The sequence below is a fragment of the Cognatishimia sp. genome (assembly GCF_049116455.1).
GTDB lineage: Bacteria > Pseudomonadota > Alphaproteobacteria > Rhodobacterales > Rhodobacteraceae > Cognatishimia.
Genome location: NZ_JAGDYW010000006.1, coordinates 1 through 13,844, shown reverse-complemented (window position 1 = coordinate 13,844; position 13,844 = coordinate 1). Strand labels below are relative to the sequence as shown.

Sequence of the window (13,844 nt, the reverse complement as noted above, 5' to 3'; positions counted from 1 at the left end):
CCTATTTGATGTACCGTCAGATAGGGTTCAATTTGAGGTGTTTTCACGGTTTGGAAGTCTGAACCTGCGTCGGACTTTCTACCTTGAAATCAGCGCTTTAGACTTTCGTTACCCTTTGACAGCACCGGCTGTTAGGCCAGATTGGAATTGGCGTGTCATCAAGAGGTAGGCGATGACCACAGGCAATGTGGAGACGACCACCGAACTGAAAACCAGACCCCACTCGGTTGAATAGGAGCCGATGAAGGACACGATTCCGACGGGCATTGTTTGAACTTCCGGCTTAAAGGCCAAGATCAGCGGGATAAAGAATTCGTTCCACATCCAAACACCGTTCAAGATGGCGACAGAAATCAAACCGGGCTTCATCAGAGGCATAACAATGCGCCAGAAAATCTGCCATTCTGTTGCTCCGTCCATGCGGGCTGCGTGGATCAGATCGCGGGGCAGGGCGGCTGCAATCGGCGTAAGCACTAGGACACCCAACGGCAGACCCATCGCGATATAGGGTACGATCAGCGCGAGCAGAGTGCCGAACAAGCCGACAGCTTTCAGGACCACAAACAGAGGCAGGATAATCGCATGTACTGGGACAAGCAGACCTGCCACGAACAGCGTATAAAGCCCCATCGCAAAAGGTTTGCTTTTCTGGCTGAGACCATAGGCGATCATGGTCGCAAGGATCGTGCTGATCAGAACCGCTGTGGTGGTCACCAAGATGGTGTTCGGCAGGGTGAGCGCAAGATCGGCCTCGGTCCAGGCACGCGAATAGTTTTCGATCTTCCAGTCTTCAGGCAGCCCAAACGGATTGATGAAGAACTCAGGAACAGATTTGAACGACGCGATGATCATAAAGAGGATCGGCGTCAAAACCCAAAGAGATGCGATCACCAGCACAGAGGTGCGGAAGGATTTCCCTAAGAACAGAGTGAGCGGGCCTTGGCTTTGGCTCAACATATTTTGAGAACTCATGCGTCGATCTCCCGGTTGCGTAGAATTCGGATCAGTCCCCAACAAATCGCTGCCATGACCACCATCATCAGAAGCGCCATGGCGATGCCGAAGGCAAAGCGAATGTCGGCGCTAGAAAAAGACGAGCCGCCAAAGGCTGTCCGGTAGATCAGGGTGCCCAAAACGTCGGTGCCAAAGTTTGGCGCACCAAGAGGGCCGGTGAGGACATAGACGACATCAAAGGTTCGGAATGTGCCGATGAACGTCAAAACGGTCAGGGCGGTGAAGGCTGGCGAAAGCTGCGGGAAGACCACGCGCCAAAAGACCTGACGGGAGTTTGCGCCGTCCATTTCGGCGGCTTGCTTTAGCTCTTCCGGTACGTTTTGTAGGCCGGACAGGTAGATAATGATCGACCAGCCCATAGAGTTCCAAGCGGTCACAAAGATGATCACAGCCAGCGCGGAACCTGGTTTGGATAGCCATTGGCCCTTCAGAAAACCCAGCCCGATTGCATCCAGCATTGGGTTGATAAGGCCAATGTTCGGGGACAGCATCAAGGTCCAGACAAAGCCTGTCGCCACAAGAGACATGATCACTGGCAGGAATAAGACCGTGCGGTAAAACTGCATGAAACGTGGTTTGTCGTTCAAAAGAACGGCCAGATATAGGCCGACGGAATGCTGAAAAACGAGGATCGCGATAAAGATAATCGCGTTGTGGAAAGCCGCGCGATAGAACGGCCAATAGGTCAAAATTTCGAAGTAATTCGCCAGCCCAACAAACTGCACATTGTTCCCAAGACCGGACCAGTCGGTCAGTGAGATACCAAATGCAAAGCACAGAGGCATAAGCATAACGGCGAGGAAGAAAGCAAAGCCGGGCAAAACAAACCAAAGGTGTCCGTACTTTAGTGTGAATTGCGAAGGTGGTTTGCGCATGGGATTTGCAGGCATCGGTTACCTCTGGATCGTGAGGTGGCAGAGCGAAGCCCTGCCACCGAGTGGTTTTTCACCTGATCGGTTATTGTGCTGAAGGAACCACAGCGTCTTGCAGCGCTGCTGCAAAATCCTCTGGTGTCATTTCACCAAGGAACAGAGCCGCGGTATTCTGCTGGGCAACAGCCCAAACGTTGCCGGTTTCTGGAAGTTCATAGAACACGCGCATATCCTTGCTACGTGCGGCTTCCACGAACTCGGTCAGGATACGGTTTTCTGCAGGCACCACGTTTTTGTTTGTGGTCATGGTGATGGTATCAACCACCATCTGCTGCGCTGTCTCACTCATCATCCACTGCAGGAAGGTCAGAGCTTCATCGGAATGCTCAGAATCTGAGTTCACAAGGTAGATGTATTCCAGACCGGTTACGGTTGCCGGGGCATTGTCGCCAACACCTGGGAAAGGCACCACGCCTAGATCAACATTTGGGTTGATCTCTTGGTAACCCGCATAGTCTGCAGACCCGCCAGGCATCATTGCGCCTTGGCCAAGTGCTGCTAATGCTTTGCCTTCCACATATGGTGTAGAAAGAGCGCCCGGCTGCATGCAGTCGCCGATCTTTTGCAAGAACTTTGCTGCTTCCAACAGGTCAGGATCGGTGAATTTGCGTTCGCCACGACGCAGCTCTGCAAATCCATCAACACCCATGACCGATGCGGCCAGCATCATGTACATAAAGGATGGAACAATGCCGTCAGACGCAGGAACGATCAGTGGCGTGACGCCCTGCTCTTTCATGGTGGCGCACATTTCCATGAACTCTGCCTGAGAGCTTGGTGGTGTCAGGCCCAGATCTTCAAAGATATTGCGGTGGTAGTAGAGCCCCACGGAATAGGTGCCGAGGATCGGTACACCCCAAACAGAGCCATTTTGATTGATCGCGTCCGCCGCTGCGTCACGCAGGCTGGAGGTGTCGAGCTTGCCAGTCAGCTCCATTGCGTAACCGGCCTCGGCTGCGGCAAGAGTTTCAGGGCCCGCAGGAAGACCAAACAGATCAGGTGCTTCGCCAGCAGCCAATGCAGTGTTCAAGCGTGCGGAGTAGTTTGTGCCAGCAATTTCTTCCAGATCGATTTTGATGTTTGGATGTTCCGCCTCAAAGGCGTCAAGGATGGCCTGAGTGCGGTCTTTCCATTCTGGATGCTGGTGCCACATGGACAGGGTGACTTGCTCAGCGAAGGCAGGCATCGCGGCAGTCACTGCAAGCGCGCTTGCCAGAAGTGCGGATTTAAAAGTGTGTTTCATATTCTCCTCCAAAGTTGGTGTGGTGAGGTCTCCGTCCTCGCCGTTACTTGGTTTTTTGCCCTATGATTTACGCAGGGCCGTTCCAGTCACTGGGTGAAAGAAATGTAGTCGGTCACATGCGACCGCAATCTGGGCCGTGTCGCCTGTTTTGGTGCGAGATTGGGATGAGAAACGGCAGATGCAGGTCGCAGAGGCGTCTTTCAAATCCAGATCACTAAGACCTGTGTCATCATCGGTGTCGACATTGACTTGTTTTGCGTTCACGGCGACATGGGCCATGTGGTCTGACCCCAAAGATTCAAGCAATTGAACCGGTGCAGAGATGCGTTGATCCTTCGGATGATCTGGCAGGAGTGTTGCGTCTTCCAGATCTTCTGGACGCAATCCAACAATCACGTCATCCCCATCAAGATCTGCCAATCCGTCATATTTGGACAGCGCAGCATCAGTGACTGTAAGGGATTGATCGCCCAGAAGAACTTTGAATGTGTCACCTTCCCGCACCAGTTTGGTGTGGAACAGGTTCATTGCGGGTGATCCGATAAAGGCCGCCACAAAGGTGTTCGCCGGATCATGGTACATTACATCCGGTGGCGCGACCTGCTGCAGGACGCCATCGCGCATCAGCGCAACCCGATCACCCATGGTCATCGCTTCGACCTGATCGTGCGTCACATAGACGGTTGTCACGTTTAATTTGCGCTGGATCTGCGCAACTTCAGCCCGCATTTTCACCCGCAGTTTTGCGTCAAGGTTAGACAGTGGTTCGTCCATCAAGAACACAGAAGGGCGACGGATAATGGCGCGGCCCATTGCGACGCGCTGACGTTGTCCACCTGAGAGGTGACCCGGTTTACGTTGCAGGTGCTGCTCGAGCTGCAGTGTCTCAGCGACGGCCAGAACACGCTTTTCGATCTCAGCTTTTGGTGTCTTCGCGATCTGTAAGGGGAACGCAATATTATCAAAGACGGACATATGCGGATACAAGGCGTAGCTTTGGAAAACCATCGCGATATCGCGGTCACGGCTTGCGAAATCGTTCACCATCTGATCGCCAATCCAGACTTCACCGCCGGTCGCATTTTCAAGCCCGCCGAGCATCTTAAGCGCGGTTGATTTTCCGCAGCCGGACGGGCCAACGAGAACCAGAAACTCTCCGTCTTCGATATGCAGTGATAGATCTTGCAGCGCTTTGGACTCAGCCCCGTCATATTGTTTGGATAGGTTCTTTAGCGTTACAGTCGCCATTTTTGCTCCCGGTATTCAGTCTGCACGAGTGTCCTCAGATTTATCTGAATGGCTCGCCTTATTCATAGCGCGTGTATGATGCATACCATCAACTATTTCACAACTATTGTATACAATATCGTGTATAAAAACGACGAAATATACAACAAGCTATTATTAAATAAAACATTTGATAGCAGTTTCTCGAGGCCGGAAGGCGCAAAGTGCCTCAAATTTCACGTCGAATCGGTATCAATTTGAAATTTGGGGTGAGAGTGCCTGCACCGTGGCGCCAATGCACAGCGCCACCGAGATTAAAAGTGTCGAGTCAAAAGAGGGCTATCAGAGCTACATCGGGCCCAGCCGTAGGTAAGCCACTTCGCGGCGCGTATCGCTGTCCTCAGCCACATCACCTAAATAGTGAAAGCGGGCTCCAAAGGCTCGTTATTGCTTTTGGGGAGCTAATGGTTCCAGCCTTTTTGCGTGTATTCTGCTTACCTAGGCACGGATTTTCTTGGCCAATGCGTCAGTTCTCACAGGTGAATCAAGCTTACTGTTTTCCAGAGAGCCTGATTTTGAAACGCTCCACAATTTTGCCAATTCGAGAATAACAGCACGTTATCAACGATATGATGCGTTTCATATGCGCGCTTTGGCAGCCACGCTAAGAAACGCCTTGACTCATATTCAATAATATACTGTGATATATCAATGGAGATGAGTAGCGGTTTTGAGCTGTGGAGGCAGGTCAATCAATTGCGACATGGGTGCTGAATCTAGTCAGTCCAAATTTCGCATCTTCGGAAAATTTGCGATACGGCGGGAGGAGCCAGGTTGTATCAGTTTAACTTCGAACCGGTCTTCGGGGCGTTTGATACGCTTTTGCTTGGGGCTTGGTTTACAATCCAGATGTCGTGCATGGCGATGCTTTTGGGGCTCGCTGTGTCGATTGCTGGCGCGGTCGGAAAAACATCGGGCATCCGTCTGCTGAATCTGGTGGTCGACATCTATGTCGAGATTATTCGCAACACACCATTCCTCGTGCAGATCTATTTCATCTTTTTTGGCTTGCCTGCCTTGGGTATTCGTATGTCTCCCAACCAAGCAGCATTGCTGGCCTTGACCGTGAACTTTGGCGCCTACGGTACCGAGATCATTCGGGCCGGGATCAATTCCATTAACCGTGGTCAGATCGAAGCCGCTCAGGCCATTGGTCTCTCTTGGCTTCAAGTCCTTCGTTATGTGGTGATCAAGCCTGCTTTGCGCGCGGTCTATCCGGCGCTGACCAGCCAGTTTATCTTTCTGATGCTAGGCTCCAGCGTGGTGTCCGCGATCTCTGCAACCGATTTGACGGCTGCCGGTAACGATCTGAATTCGCTGACGTTTGCGAGTTTCGAAGTCTATCTGGTGACGACCGCGATTTACCTCGTGATGTCGATTGCCTTTTCCATCGCATTTTCAGTCATCGGGCGCACATGGTTCGCCTATCCGGTTAATAGGTAGGAGGCAAAGATGATCCGTGAATTTGGAACAGGTGAAGTCATCTATATCGTGCTGGCGATCCGTTGGACGATTGCGCTTTCGTTGATCGCATTTCTCGGCGGGGCCTTGGGTGGTCTAACCGTTGCGTTGGCACGCGTGTCGACAAACAATTCCGCGCGATTGGCCGCGACCGGATTTATCCGATTGTTCCAAGGCACGCCGCTGTTAATGCAGCTGTTCATTGTCTACTTTGGTCTGAACATCGTTGGCTTGCCAACCAGCGCCTGGCTGGCGGCGGCCATTGCCTTGACGCTACATGCTAGCGCCTTTCTCGGCGAGATTTGGCGCGGATGTATCCAGGCTGTGCCAAGCGGGCAGACCGAAGCGGCCGATGCTTTGGCTTATAGCTACATCACGCGCATGAAGGATGTGATCCTGCCCCAAGCGGCACGGATTGCTGCTGCCCCGACCACGGGATTTCTGGTGCAACTCATAAAGAGCACCTCCCTGGCATCCATTATTGGGTTCACTGAGCTAACCCGGGCGGGGCAGATCATCAGCAATGCGACCTTCAAACCCTTCGTGGTGATCAGCTTGGTCGCTGTTCTTTACTTCATTCTGTGCTGGCCACTGTCTTTGGCCGCAAAGCGTCTTGAATCCAGATTTGATCGGGCCGTAGCGCGTTAACGCGTGGCCCAAATGCAACCGCTACGCCATATAGGAGGAGAAACATGGTACTAGCTAAAACAAAGAGCCTGATCGCAGCGTCAGCCGCGCTCGCGCTGAGCGTTCTCAGTACGCAGCACGCCACTGCCGATAGCATTTCCGATATTCAAAGCGCAGGTTCGATGAAGGTCGGCATGCTTGTGGACTTCCCGCCAGTTGGGTTCATGAACTCAGACAATGAGCCAGATGGGTACGATGCGGATATTTCGGCCATGCTCGGTGAGAAACTGGGCGTTGATGTGGAAATCGTGCCTGTGACAGGCCCGAACCGCATCCCTTATCTGTTGAGCGGTCAGGTAGATTTGCTGATTTCGTCGCTTGCAATCACTCCGGATCGTGCGAAGAAAGTCGATTTCAGCGAACCCTATGCAGCCGTGCGCATTGGCATCTTTGGCCCCACTGATTTGGATATCTCAGATGCAGATGATCTGCCGGGTCATGTGATTGGTGTAACTCGGGCGAGTGGTCAGGATGCGACGCTGACAAAGATCGCGCCAGAGGGCACCAATATTCGCCGCTTTGACGATGATGTCAGTGCGGTGCAGGCGCTGCTGAGTGGGCAGGTCGAAGCGATTGGCGTGTCAAACATCGGCATGAAGCAAATTCATCAGATCGCGCCGGGCAAATTCAACGAAAAGTTCGAGATGAACCGCTTCATTCTGGCGCTTGGTGTGCACCCGGATGATGACGCAATGATGGACTATGTGAACACCTTCCTAGGTGAGATCAAAGCCAGCGGTCAGTTGGAAGCCACTTACCAAAAATGGTTTGAGGAATCCCTGCCTGACTTCTCTGGTGTGGTCACCAAGTGAGTGCAGAGGACACATCCATGAACATGGTCCCAACAAAACCTGAGCCTGCCCTGCAGGCTCAGTCACTGCCAGCCATTGAGCTGCAAGGTCTTGAGAAATGGTACGGCGCATTTCAAGCTCTCAAAAACGTGGATTTGACCGTACAATCTGGCGAAAAAATTGTCATTTGCGGACCTTCGGGATCAGGCAAATCGACGCTGATCCGGTGCATCAACCAGCTTGAGGAAATCCAAGGCGGCACCATTCGTGTTGATGGCAATGCCCTGACAAATGATCCCAAAAGCGTTCGCGCGGTCCGGCGCGAAATTGGCATGGTGTTCCAACAGTTTAATCTGTTTCCGCATATGACTATCCTTGAGAACTGTATTCTTGGCCCAATCAAGGTGGCTGGTGTGCCAAGGGCTGAGGCCGAAGACATTGCGCATGAATATCTAAAGCGCGTCCGTATTCCTGAGCAGGCCAACAAATACCCGGCGCAGCTTTCTGGCGGGCAGCAACAGCGTGTCGCCATTGCGCGGGCGCTTTGTATGCGTCCTAAAGTGATGCTTTTTGACGAACCCACCTCCGCCCTGGACCCTGAAATGGTCAACGAGGTTTTGGATACGATGATCGATCTGGCCTCAGACGGGATGACAATGATTTGCGTAACCCATGAGATGGGGTTTGCAAGGAAGGTCGCGGATCGGGTGATCTTTATGGATCACGGTGAAATCATTGAAGAAAACGACCCCGAACAATTTTTTGAAGCGCCACGTCACGAGCGTACGCGCGGTTTCTTGGGTCAAATTGCATAAGAAGGAAGCTGACATGTCTGATATCGCAGAGTTGCAAGCTGCTGAGAACGCGCGTTGCAAGGCGCTCATGAACAATGATGTCGATGGGTTGGCGACGATGCTGGCCGAAGATTTGTCTCATATTCACCTAAACGGAAATGTAGACGGCAAGGATGCCTATCTTTCAGGTGTTCGGGATCGGTTTCGGTTTTTATCTGTGCAGCGGGACAATCTGCAAATCCGTGTTTTTGGGGACACGGCTGTGATGATTGGGGATTTGATCCAGCAAACAAGAACACTGGAGACCAACACGGATTTTGACATCAAGGCAGTCACAACCCAAGTCTGGGCACGACAAAACGGCAAGTGGATTTTGAACACTTGCCATAATGCGCTGCCGGCATAGACCAATGTGAGGTTTGGACTGGTTTGGGTTATGTCAGGGGATGCATGACTTGAGAGCGAAAGGCGTGCCTTTCGCTTAGCTTTTTATACCACCGTTCAAGGTTCTTAAGTACAGGGCGCTCAATCTCAAGCGCATGCCAACGGTAAGCCGCACACCCAATTGGAATATCGGCCATCGAAATCCGATCACCCAACAGAAATGATTTTCCTTCAAGTTGCGCATCGATCATAGTCCATAGGTCAACGGACCGTTTATGCGCAGTCGCCATTAACTCTGGGTCGCGTTCTTTGATCGGCGTACGGATCAGTTGCAGGAACACAGTGGAAACCGGGGCATGAAGCGTCGTCAGGTACCAATCCATCCATTGCTGTGCCGAACCCTGCTGCATCACGCACTCTGGTACCCAACTCGTTTTCCCATACTTCTGACAGAGGTATCGTACGATGGCGTTGGATTCCCAAATTACAAATTCGCCATCTTTTAACACCGGGATTTGACCGTTCGGATTGAGGGATAAAAACTCAGCGGTTTCAATGCCTCCAAAAGCGCCCCCTAAGTCTAAGCGTTCGATATCCAGACCTAATTCTGTCGCGCACCACATGACTTTCTGAACGTTAATCGAATTTGCACGGCCTAAAATTTGAATCATCTTGTCATCCCTGTGGAATTGGACCGGCGTCATGCGGAATGTGGTATCCGCGCTGCACTGCGTCTCGTTTAAGGATATTTCGATACCAGGCCTGCACATTTGGATAGGCGCTAAGATCGACCTGATGCCATTCATAGCGTGACACCCAAGGCCAAATGGCCATGTCGGCGATGCTGTAGTCGCCCGCGATATAGGAATTGTCTGAGAGCTGATCATTGAGCACCCGATAGAGGCGCGCGATTTCTGTTTTCAATCGATCCTCTGTATAGGCAGACGCTCCGGGGTTAAATTTCATAAAGTGATGCCCCTGTCCGGCCATGGGGCCTAGACCGCCCATTTGCCACATCAGCCATTGCATCACTGAAGCACGGCTTGTCACATCAGATGGCAGAAATTTACAATATTTTTCAGATAGGTAAATCATGATTGCGCCGGATTCAAATTGCTTAACGCCGGTTTCGGTGTCGTGAAGCGCGGGCACTTTGTTGTTTGGACTGATGTCCAAAAACTCAGAGGTGAACTGTTGGTCTTGACCAATGTCGATGGAATGCACCTGATAGGGAACGCCGAGTTCCTCCAGGAGGATCGACACCTTCCGGCAGTTTGGTGTGGGCCATGTATATAGGTGGATCACAGGAGCCTCATTCTAAATGCTAAAAAGGTGTGAACCCGGTTTGACCCGGGTTCACATGACCGTTTGGTTGGGAAGGATACCGAACGGTCAGGAAGATCATTGTTCCGGACTATATTCGCCGCGAGCAGGGTAGTTTGCGGCCATGGCACCATCGACGGCAGCCAGCAGCTCTTTGAAGTGCGGACGCACAAACGGCATGGTTTGAACAGAGCCATAATACAGCGCGCGATCCGGCTGCACGAGGAATATGCCTGGTTCTGAAAACAGATCCGGTTCCATGATGTCCAAAGACGACTTTCCGCGCGATGTGGAGATATAAAGCCCCCAATCCATAGCTTCTTCGATCGACACGCCATAGCCTAGACGCAGGCTGGACATTCCAACCTTTTCCGCCATCGCCTGTGCGCGCTCTTCAACATCGGTCGACACCGCAACGGTGCCGATGCCGCGTTCGTTGAACTCGGGCGTAAGACGCTCGAGTTCTTTCAAGTAGTTGGCGCAAATTGGGCAATGCAGGCCGCGGTAAAAACACACAACCGTCCCGCGTTCATTTGTTTCTTCCGAGAGGGTAAACTTGTCACCGGTGACCAACTGAACCGACAGGTCAGGGGTCTTTTTGCGTGGCATCAACATTCGAATTTCCTTTCAATAGTCAAAGTGTCTCCATCGTTTGAAATCGCTTCAAACGTTGGGAAGTGTGAGATGTGATTTGGCCTGTTAGGCCGGGGGGAACTTAATTTGTCCTCGGTCAATCATGGCTTCGACCTTGAGTGCCGTTGCCTGTGATGTTTCAAACGTTTCTTCCAGCGCTTCTCGGGCGGCCGCTTCATTGCCTTCAGCAAGAGCGCGTGCCATGCGGCTGTGGTTGTCCGCAGCGCTTCCTGGCCCTGTATCTGTTTCGCGCGCGAGCAGGTAACCAATTCGACGAGAAATGGCGTGAAGCGGGAAAACAACCTTACAGGCGATGTCATGACGCGCGGCTTCCGCGACGCGATCATTCAGCTCGCGGTCCAACGCCATAAACGCCAAAGTATCTCCGCTTTGCCCTGCTTCCTCGATCCGCTCGGCCAGTTGACCAAAGCGCCACCGCTCTGTGCTTTCCGCAAAATTGGCAGCACGTGCCGTAAGGAAGGGCTCCAATCGACGACGGACGTCCAGAGTTTTAATCGCTTTCTGGGCATCAATTGGTTCGATAAGAATGCCGCGTCGAGGTAGCACCGAGACCAACATGTCCCGTTCAAGTTTTTGAACCGCCTCTCGAACCGGCGTGCGACCAAAGCCGCTGAGCGTACACAGCTCCTGTTCGGTCACCAGGCGTCCAGGTGAGATGACGAGCGTCACAATTTTCTCTTCAATATCTTTGTAGACCGCTTTTGATCGGCTTTCAGGACGGTCACTACTCATATGCTTCGCTTTCTTCGTTTGAGCGTTGAATACAATAAGGGAACGACGATGATTGCAATGGTAATTGCTCCGAGGCTTCCCGCGATTGGGCGTGAGAAGAACTCGGCGAAAGATCCCTGCGATTTTGCGAGTGATGCCAAGAATGTGGATTCTAGAATTGGGCCAAGAACAATGCCCAAAATCACGGGTGCTAAGGGGAAGTCATTCTCTTCAAGATAAAACCCCAAAAGCCCTGCCGCCAGCATGACCAGAATAGCGAATGTGGTGTTTTCAACCGCGAAAGCACCGACAATGCAGGCCAGCGTTACAAGCGCCATGACTACACCTGGAGGTGCTGACAGAATACGGCGGAAAAGAACAATGGCGCCAAAGCCGAAGGGAACCATCACGATATTGGCGATTAAGAAAGCGATGAAGATCGCGTAAAGCAGCGTTGGCTGCATAATGAAGACGGTCGGCCCCGGATTAAGGCCCTTCATGTAGAGCACGCCGATAATGACCGCTGTCAGGCTATCGCCGGGGATGCCGAATACCGTCGCTGGGATCATCGCACCACCGACGGCTGCGTTATTTGCGGCTGTCGCTGGTGCAATGCCATCAACAGAACCAGTCCCGAACTCCGCTTTACGGGGCGATGACCGACGTGCGACGGCATATGAAATATAGGCCGCAATATCGGCTCCTGCACCGGGAATGGCGCCAACCACGGAACCGATGGCCGACCCACGCAAGACCGGCCATTTCAGGCGGCGCACATGGCTGAAGACACCGACGAAGAGTGACTTTGGTGACATTGGTAGTATGTCGGGTCGTTCGATAGGTTTGGCGCCAAAGCGGAAGGCCTCAGATACAGCAAACAGCCCTATCAGCACCGGAATGAAAGCAAGACCGCCAATGAGGTTGATATTACCAAAGGTAAATCGTTGTTGGCCCATAACCGGATCAAGACCAACCATCCCAATTGTCAGACCAATAAACAGCGATATCGCCCCTTTCGCCGGTGTCGCATTGGAGGCAGCAATCGCTGCGACCAATCCTAGGCAAGCCAGCCAGAAGTATTCAAAACTTGAGAAATTTAAGGAAATTTCAGCGAGTAAGGGTGCGCCGAGTATCAGCATGAGTGCTCCGAAAACGCCACCTAGTGCAGATGCGACCAGTCCAACGCCCAAGGCAGTCTCTGCCTCACCGCGTTGGGCCATGAGATAGGATTCATTCGCATAAGCCGCTGATGCAGGTGTGCCTGGCATGCGCAGCAATGCACCGGGGATGTCGCCCGCAAAAATCGCCATGGCGGCAAGCGTAACAATTCCTGCAAGTGCTGGAACTGGGTCGAGAAAATAAGTCATCGGGACCAAAAGAGCGACTGCCATCGTGGCGGTGAATCCTGGGATTGCACCAACAACAAGACCATATGCTGCACAGCCGAGTATGACAGCCAGTGTTGTTGGCTCCAGCAGGAGCATCAGGGAGTCATAGGCTACCATGTCAGTGCTCCTGAGTAGTCAATTAGAATGCCCCATGGCAGGGGTGCCTTCATGATTTGATAGAAGAATGCATGCAGTAAAAAAGTACCCAAGATGCCAACCGCAATGGCGAGCTTCAAACGGCGCTCGAACCAATAGACGATGACAAACAACAATATCGGGGCGACAACAAGAAACCCCAGCGTGTCTGCCGTCAGAATGTAAAAGAAAATGGCGGCGAGAAATATGCCGATGCCCAATAGGCCGCGCATTCCATTGCCATTGAACGCGAACCCTCCCGCAACAGCGCCAGCGTTTCTCCAAATCCGCGCGACGATTAAGACCAAACCGGCCAAGGCCATTCCGGTTCCCACGATGCTGGGCAAAAACCCGGGACCGTATTCAATTTGTGCCATTGTGGGCAGCGATTGGGCATAGGCGACAATTCCAATTCCCAAAGCAAGAAACACAACGCCATTGATGAGATCGTCCAGTTTCATCAGAAGTCCTTTCGCGTGACGCAGAGATACCGGAGCAGCGCTGCCACTCCGGCATAGATCACATGCGTTTAAAGGCCTAGTGTCGCGACGATCTCGCGGACTGTGCCTTCTTCAGAGGCTATGAAGTCAGCAAAGGCAGAGGAATCCCGCCATTGAATACCAAATCCACGCTCTGTCATCTGCGCTTGCCAGCCTTCGTCGGTGACGATCTCGCCCATAGCCTCTTCCAGTTCAGAGGCGATTTCCGCGTCTAGGCCTACAGGTGCAACGACGCCGCGCCATGCGCCAAGCGAGAGATCAAGGTCGGTCTGCTCGGACAGAGTAGGGATGTCTGGGAAAGCGGCCAAACGTTCGGACCCAAATACTGCTAGGGATTTCACGCGGCCCGCTTGGATCAAAGCTCCCGCTTCTGGTACCGAAGAGGGCACCACGTCAAATCCGCCGGCAACCATGTCCTGCAATGCGCCAGCAGCACCTTGACCGGCGATCATGCGAACCTGTGAAAGGTCGACGCCCCATTCGCTGAATAGAGTCGCTGTAGCAATCGGCCAAGAGCCGCCACATCCGCCGCCACAAGCG

At 52.6% G+C, this 13,844-nt stretch carries 16 protein-coding genes; 5 read left to right on the top strand and 11 right to left on the bottom strand.

Going from position 1 to position 13,844, the window contains the following annotated elements:
- Positions 1–108: 108 nt before the first annotated feature.
- From JXQ85_RS15435 to JXQ85_RS15420, 4 genes are all read right to left on the bottom strand, one after another.
- On the bottom strand, positions 109–972 hold the full coding sequence (locus JXQ85_RS15435; RefSeq protein ID WP_421749861.1) for a carbohydrate ABC transporter permease: 864 nt from the start codon (positions 970–972) through the stop codon (positions 109–111).
- A complete protein-coding gene (locus JXQ85_RS15430; protein WP_421749860.1) occupies positions 969–1,904 on the bottom strand; it encodes a carbohydrate ABC transporter permease in 936 nt (311 codons plus the stop codon). The genes JXQ85_RS15435 and JXQ85_RS15430 overlap by 4 nt, the downstream gene beginning before the upstream one ends.
- A 67-nt stretch (positions 1,905–1,971) precedes the next feature.
- Positions 1,972–3,189 carry an ABC transporter substrate-binding protein gene (locus tag JXQ85_RS15425; protein WP_421749859.1) on the bottom strand — a complete coding sequence of 406 codons (1,218 nt, stop codon included), beginning with the start codon at positions 3,187–3,189 and terminating at the stop codon, positions 1,972–1,974.
- A 60-nt stretch (positions 3,190–3,249) separates the two neighbouring features.
- Complete coding sequence (locus JXQ85_RS15420) at positions 3,250–4,437, bottom strand: ABC transporter ATP-binding protein (RefSeq protein WP_421749858.1); 1,188 nt, start codon at positions 4,435–4,437, stop codon at positions 3,250–3,252.
- Between the two features lie 813 nt (positions 4,438–5,250).
- Here JXQ85_RS15420 and JXQ85_RS15415 point away from each other — a divergent pair.
- Genes JXQ85_RS15415 through JXQ85_RS15395 form a run of 5 tightly spaced genes read left to right on the top strand, consistent with a single transcriptional unit; the run spans position 5,251 to position 8,615 of the window.
- Positions 5,251–5,919, top strand: a complete 669-nt coding sequence (locus tag JXQ85_RS15415) for an amino acid ABC transporter permease (protein WP_421749857.1) — start codon at positions 5,251–5,253, stop codon at positions 5,917–5,919.
- A gap of 9 nt (positions 5,920–5,928) precedes the next feature.
- On the top strand, positions 5,929–6,585 hold the full coding sequence (locus JXQ85_RS15410; RefSeq protein ID WP_421749856.1) for an amino acid ABC transporter permease: 657 nt from the start codon (positions 5,929–5,931) through the stop codon (positions 6,583–6,585).
- 44 nt (positions 6,586–6,629) lie between these two features.
- Positions 6,630–7,436: a transporter substrate-binding domain-containing protein gene (locus JXQ85_RS15405; protein ID WP_421749855.1), complete on the top strand. Its 807-nt coding sequence runs from the start codon at positions 6,630–6,632 to the stop codon at positions 7,434–7,436.
- Between the two features lie 17 nt (positions 7,437–7,453).
- A complete protein-coding gene (locus JXQ85_RS15400; protein WP_421749854.1) occupies positions 7,454–8,230 on the top strand; it encodes an amino acid ABC transporter ATP-binding protein in 777 nt (258 codons plus the stop codon).
- A 13-nt stretch (positions 8,231–8,243) separates the two neighbouring features.
- Positions 8,244–8,615 carry a nuclear transport factor 2 family protein gene (locus tag JXQ85_RS15395; protein ID WP_421749853.1) on the top strand — a complete coding sequence of 124 codons (372 nt, stop codon included), beginning with the start codon at positions 8,244–8,246 and terminating at the stop codon, positions 8,613–8,615.
- Positions 8,616–8,643: 28 nt separating this feature from the next.
- On the opposite strand, the gene JXQ85_RS15390 is transcribed toward JXQ85_RS15395, so the two are convergent.
- The 7 genes from JXQ85_RS15390 to JXQ85_RS15360 all read right to left on the bottom strand — a co-directional run.
- On the bottom strand, positions 8,644–9,264 hold the full coding sequence (locus tag JXQ85_RS15390; protein WP_421749852.1) for a glutathione S-transferase family protein: 621 nt from the start codon (positions 9,262–9,264) through the stop codon (positions 8,644–8,646).
- A gap of 4 nt (positions 9,265–9,268) precedes the next feature.
- On the bottom strand, positions 9,269–9,898 hold the full coding sequence (locus tag JXQ85_RS15385; RefSeq protein ID WP_421749851.1) for a glutathione S-transferase family protein: 630 nt from the start codon (positions 9,896–9,898) through the stop codon (positions 9,269–9,271).
- Positions 9,899–9,994: 96 nt separating this feature from the next.
- Positions 9,995–10,531, bottom strand: coding sequence for a peroxiredoxin-like family protein (locus JXQ85_RS15380; protein WP_421749850.1), 537 nt, complete (start codon positions 10,529–10,531; stop codon positions 9,995–9,997).
- Between the two features lie 84 nt (positions 10,532–10,615).
- Positions 10,616–11,302 (bottom strand): GntR family transcriptional regulator, encoded by a 687-nt coding sequence (locus JXQ85_RS15375; RefSeq protein WP_421749849.1) that lies wholly within the window; start codon positions 11,300–11,302, stop codon positions 10,616–10,618.
- On the bottom strand, positions 11,299–12,786 hold the full coding sequence (locus JXQ85_RS15370; RefSeq protein ID WP_421749848.1) for a tripartite tricarboxylate transporter permease: 1,488 nt from the start codon (positions 12,784–12,786) through the stop codon (positions 11,299–11,301). The genes JXQ85_RS15375 and JXQ85_RS15370 overlap by 4 nt, the downstream gene beginning before the upstream one ends.
- Entirely contained in the window at positions 12,780–13,265 is a 486-nt protein-coding gene (locus JXQ85_RS15365) for a tripartite tricarboxylate transporter TctB family protein (protein ID WP_421749847.1), read from the bottom strand. The genes JXQ85_RS15370 and JXQ85_RS15365 overlap by 7 nt, the downstream gene beginning before the upstream one ends.
- Positions 13,266–13,333: 68 nt before the next feature.
- Positions 13,334–13,844, bottom strand: a 511-nt coding sequence (locus JXQ85_RS15360; RefSeq protein WP_421749846.1) for a Bug family tripartite tricarboxylate transporter substrate binding protein, incomplete at its 5' end; no start/stop codon positions are given.

Coding starts and splice junctions, on each gene's coding strand:
- JXQ85_RS15435 (WP_421749861.1), bottom strand. CDS start 972: ATGAGTTCTCAAAATATGTTGAGCCAAAGCCAAGGCCCGCTCACTCTG.
- JXQ85_RS15430 (WP_421749860.1), bottom strand. CDS start 1,904: ATGCCTGCAAATCCCATGCGCAAACCACCTTCGCAATTCACACTAAAG.
- JXQ85_RS15425 (WP_421749859.1), bottom strand. CDS start 3,189: ATGAAACACACTTTTAAATCCGCACTTCTGGCAAGCGCGCTTGCAGTG.
- JXQ85_RS15420 (WP_421749858.1), bottom strand. CDS start 4,437: ATGGCGACTGTAACGCTAAAGAACCTATCCAAACAATATGACGGGGCT.
- JXQ85_RS15410 (WP_421749856.1), top strand. CDS start 5,929: ATGATCCGTGAATTTGGAACAGGTGAAGTCATCTATATCGTGCTGGCG.
- JXQ85_RS15405 (WP_421749855.1), top strand. CDS start 6,630: ATGGTACTAGCTAAAACAAAGAGCCTGATCGCAGCGTCAGCCGCGCTC.
- JXQ85_RS15400 (WP_421749854.1), top strand. CDS start 7,454: ATGAACATGGTCCCAACAAAACCTGAGCCTGCCCTGCAGGCTCAGTCA.
- JXQ85_RS15395 (WP_421749853.1), top strand. CDS start 8,244: ATGTCTGATATCGCAGAGTTGCAAGCTGCTGAGAACGCGCGTTGCAAG.
- JXQ85_RS15390 (WP_421749852.1), bottom strand. CDS start 9,264: ATGATTCAAATTTTAGGCCGTGCAAATTCGATTAACGTTCAGAAAGTC.
- JXQ85_RS15380 (WP_421749850.1), bottom strand. CDS start 10,531: ATGTTGATGCCACGCAAAAAGACCCCTGACCTGTCGGTTCAGTTGGTC.
- JXQ85_RS15375 (WP_421749849.1), bottom strand. CDS start 11,302: ATGAGTAGTGACCGTCCTGAAAGCCGATCAAAAGCGGTCTACAAAGAT.
- JXQ85_RS15370 (WP_421749848.1), bottom strand. CDS start 12,786: ATGGTAGCCTATGACTCCCTGATGCTCCTGCTGGAGCCAACAACACTG.
- JXQ85_RS15365 (WP_421749847.1), bottom strand. CDS start 13,265: ATGAAACTGGACGATCTCATCAATGGCGTTGTGTTTCTTGCTTTGGGA.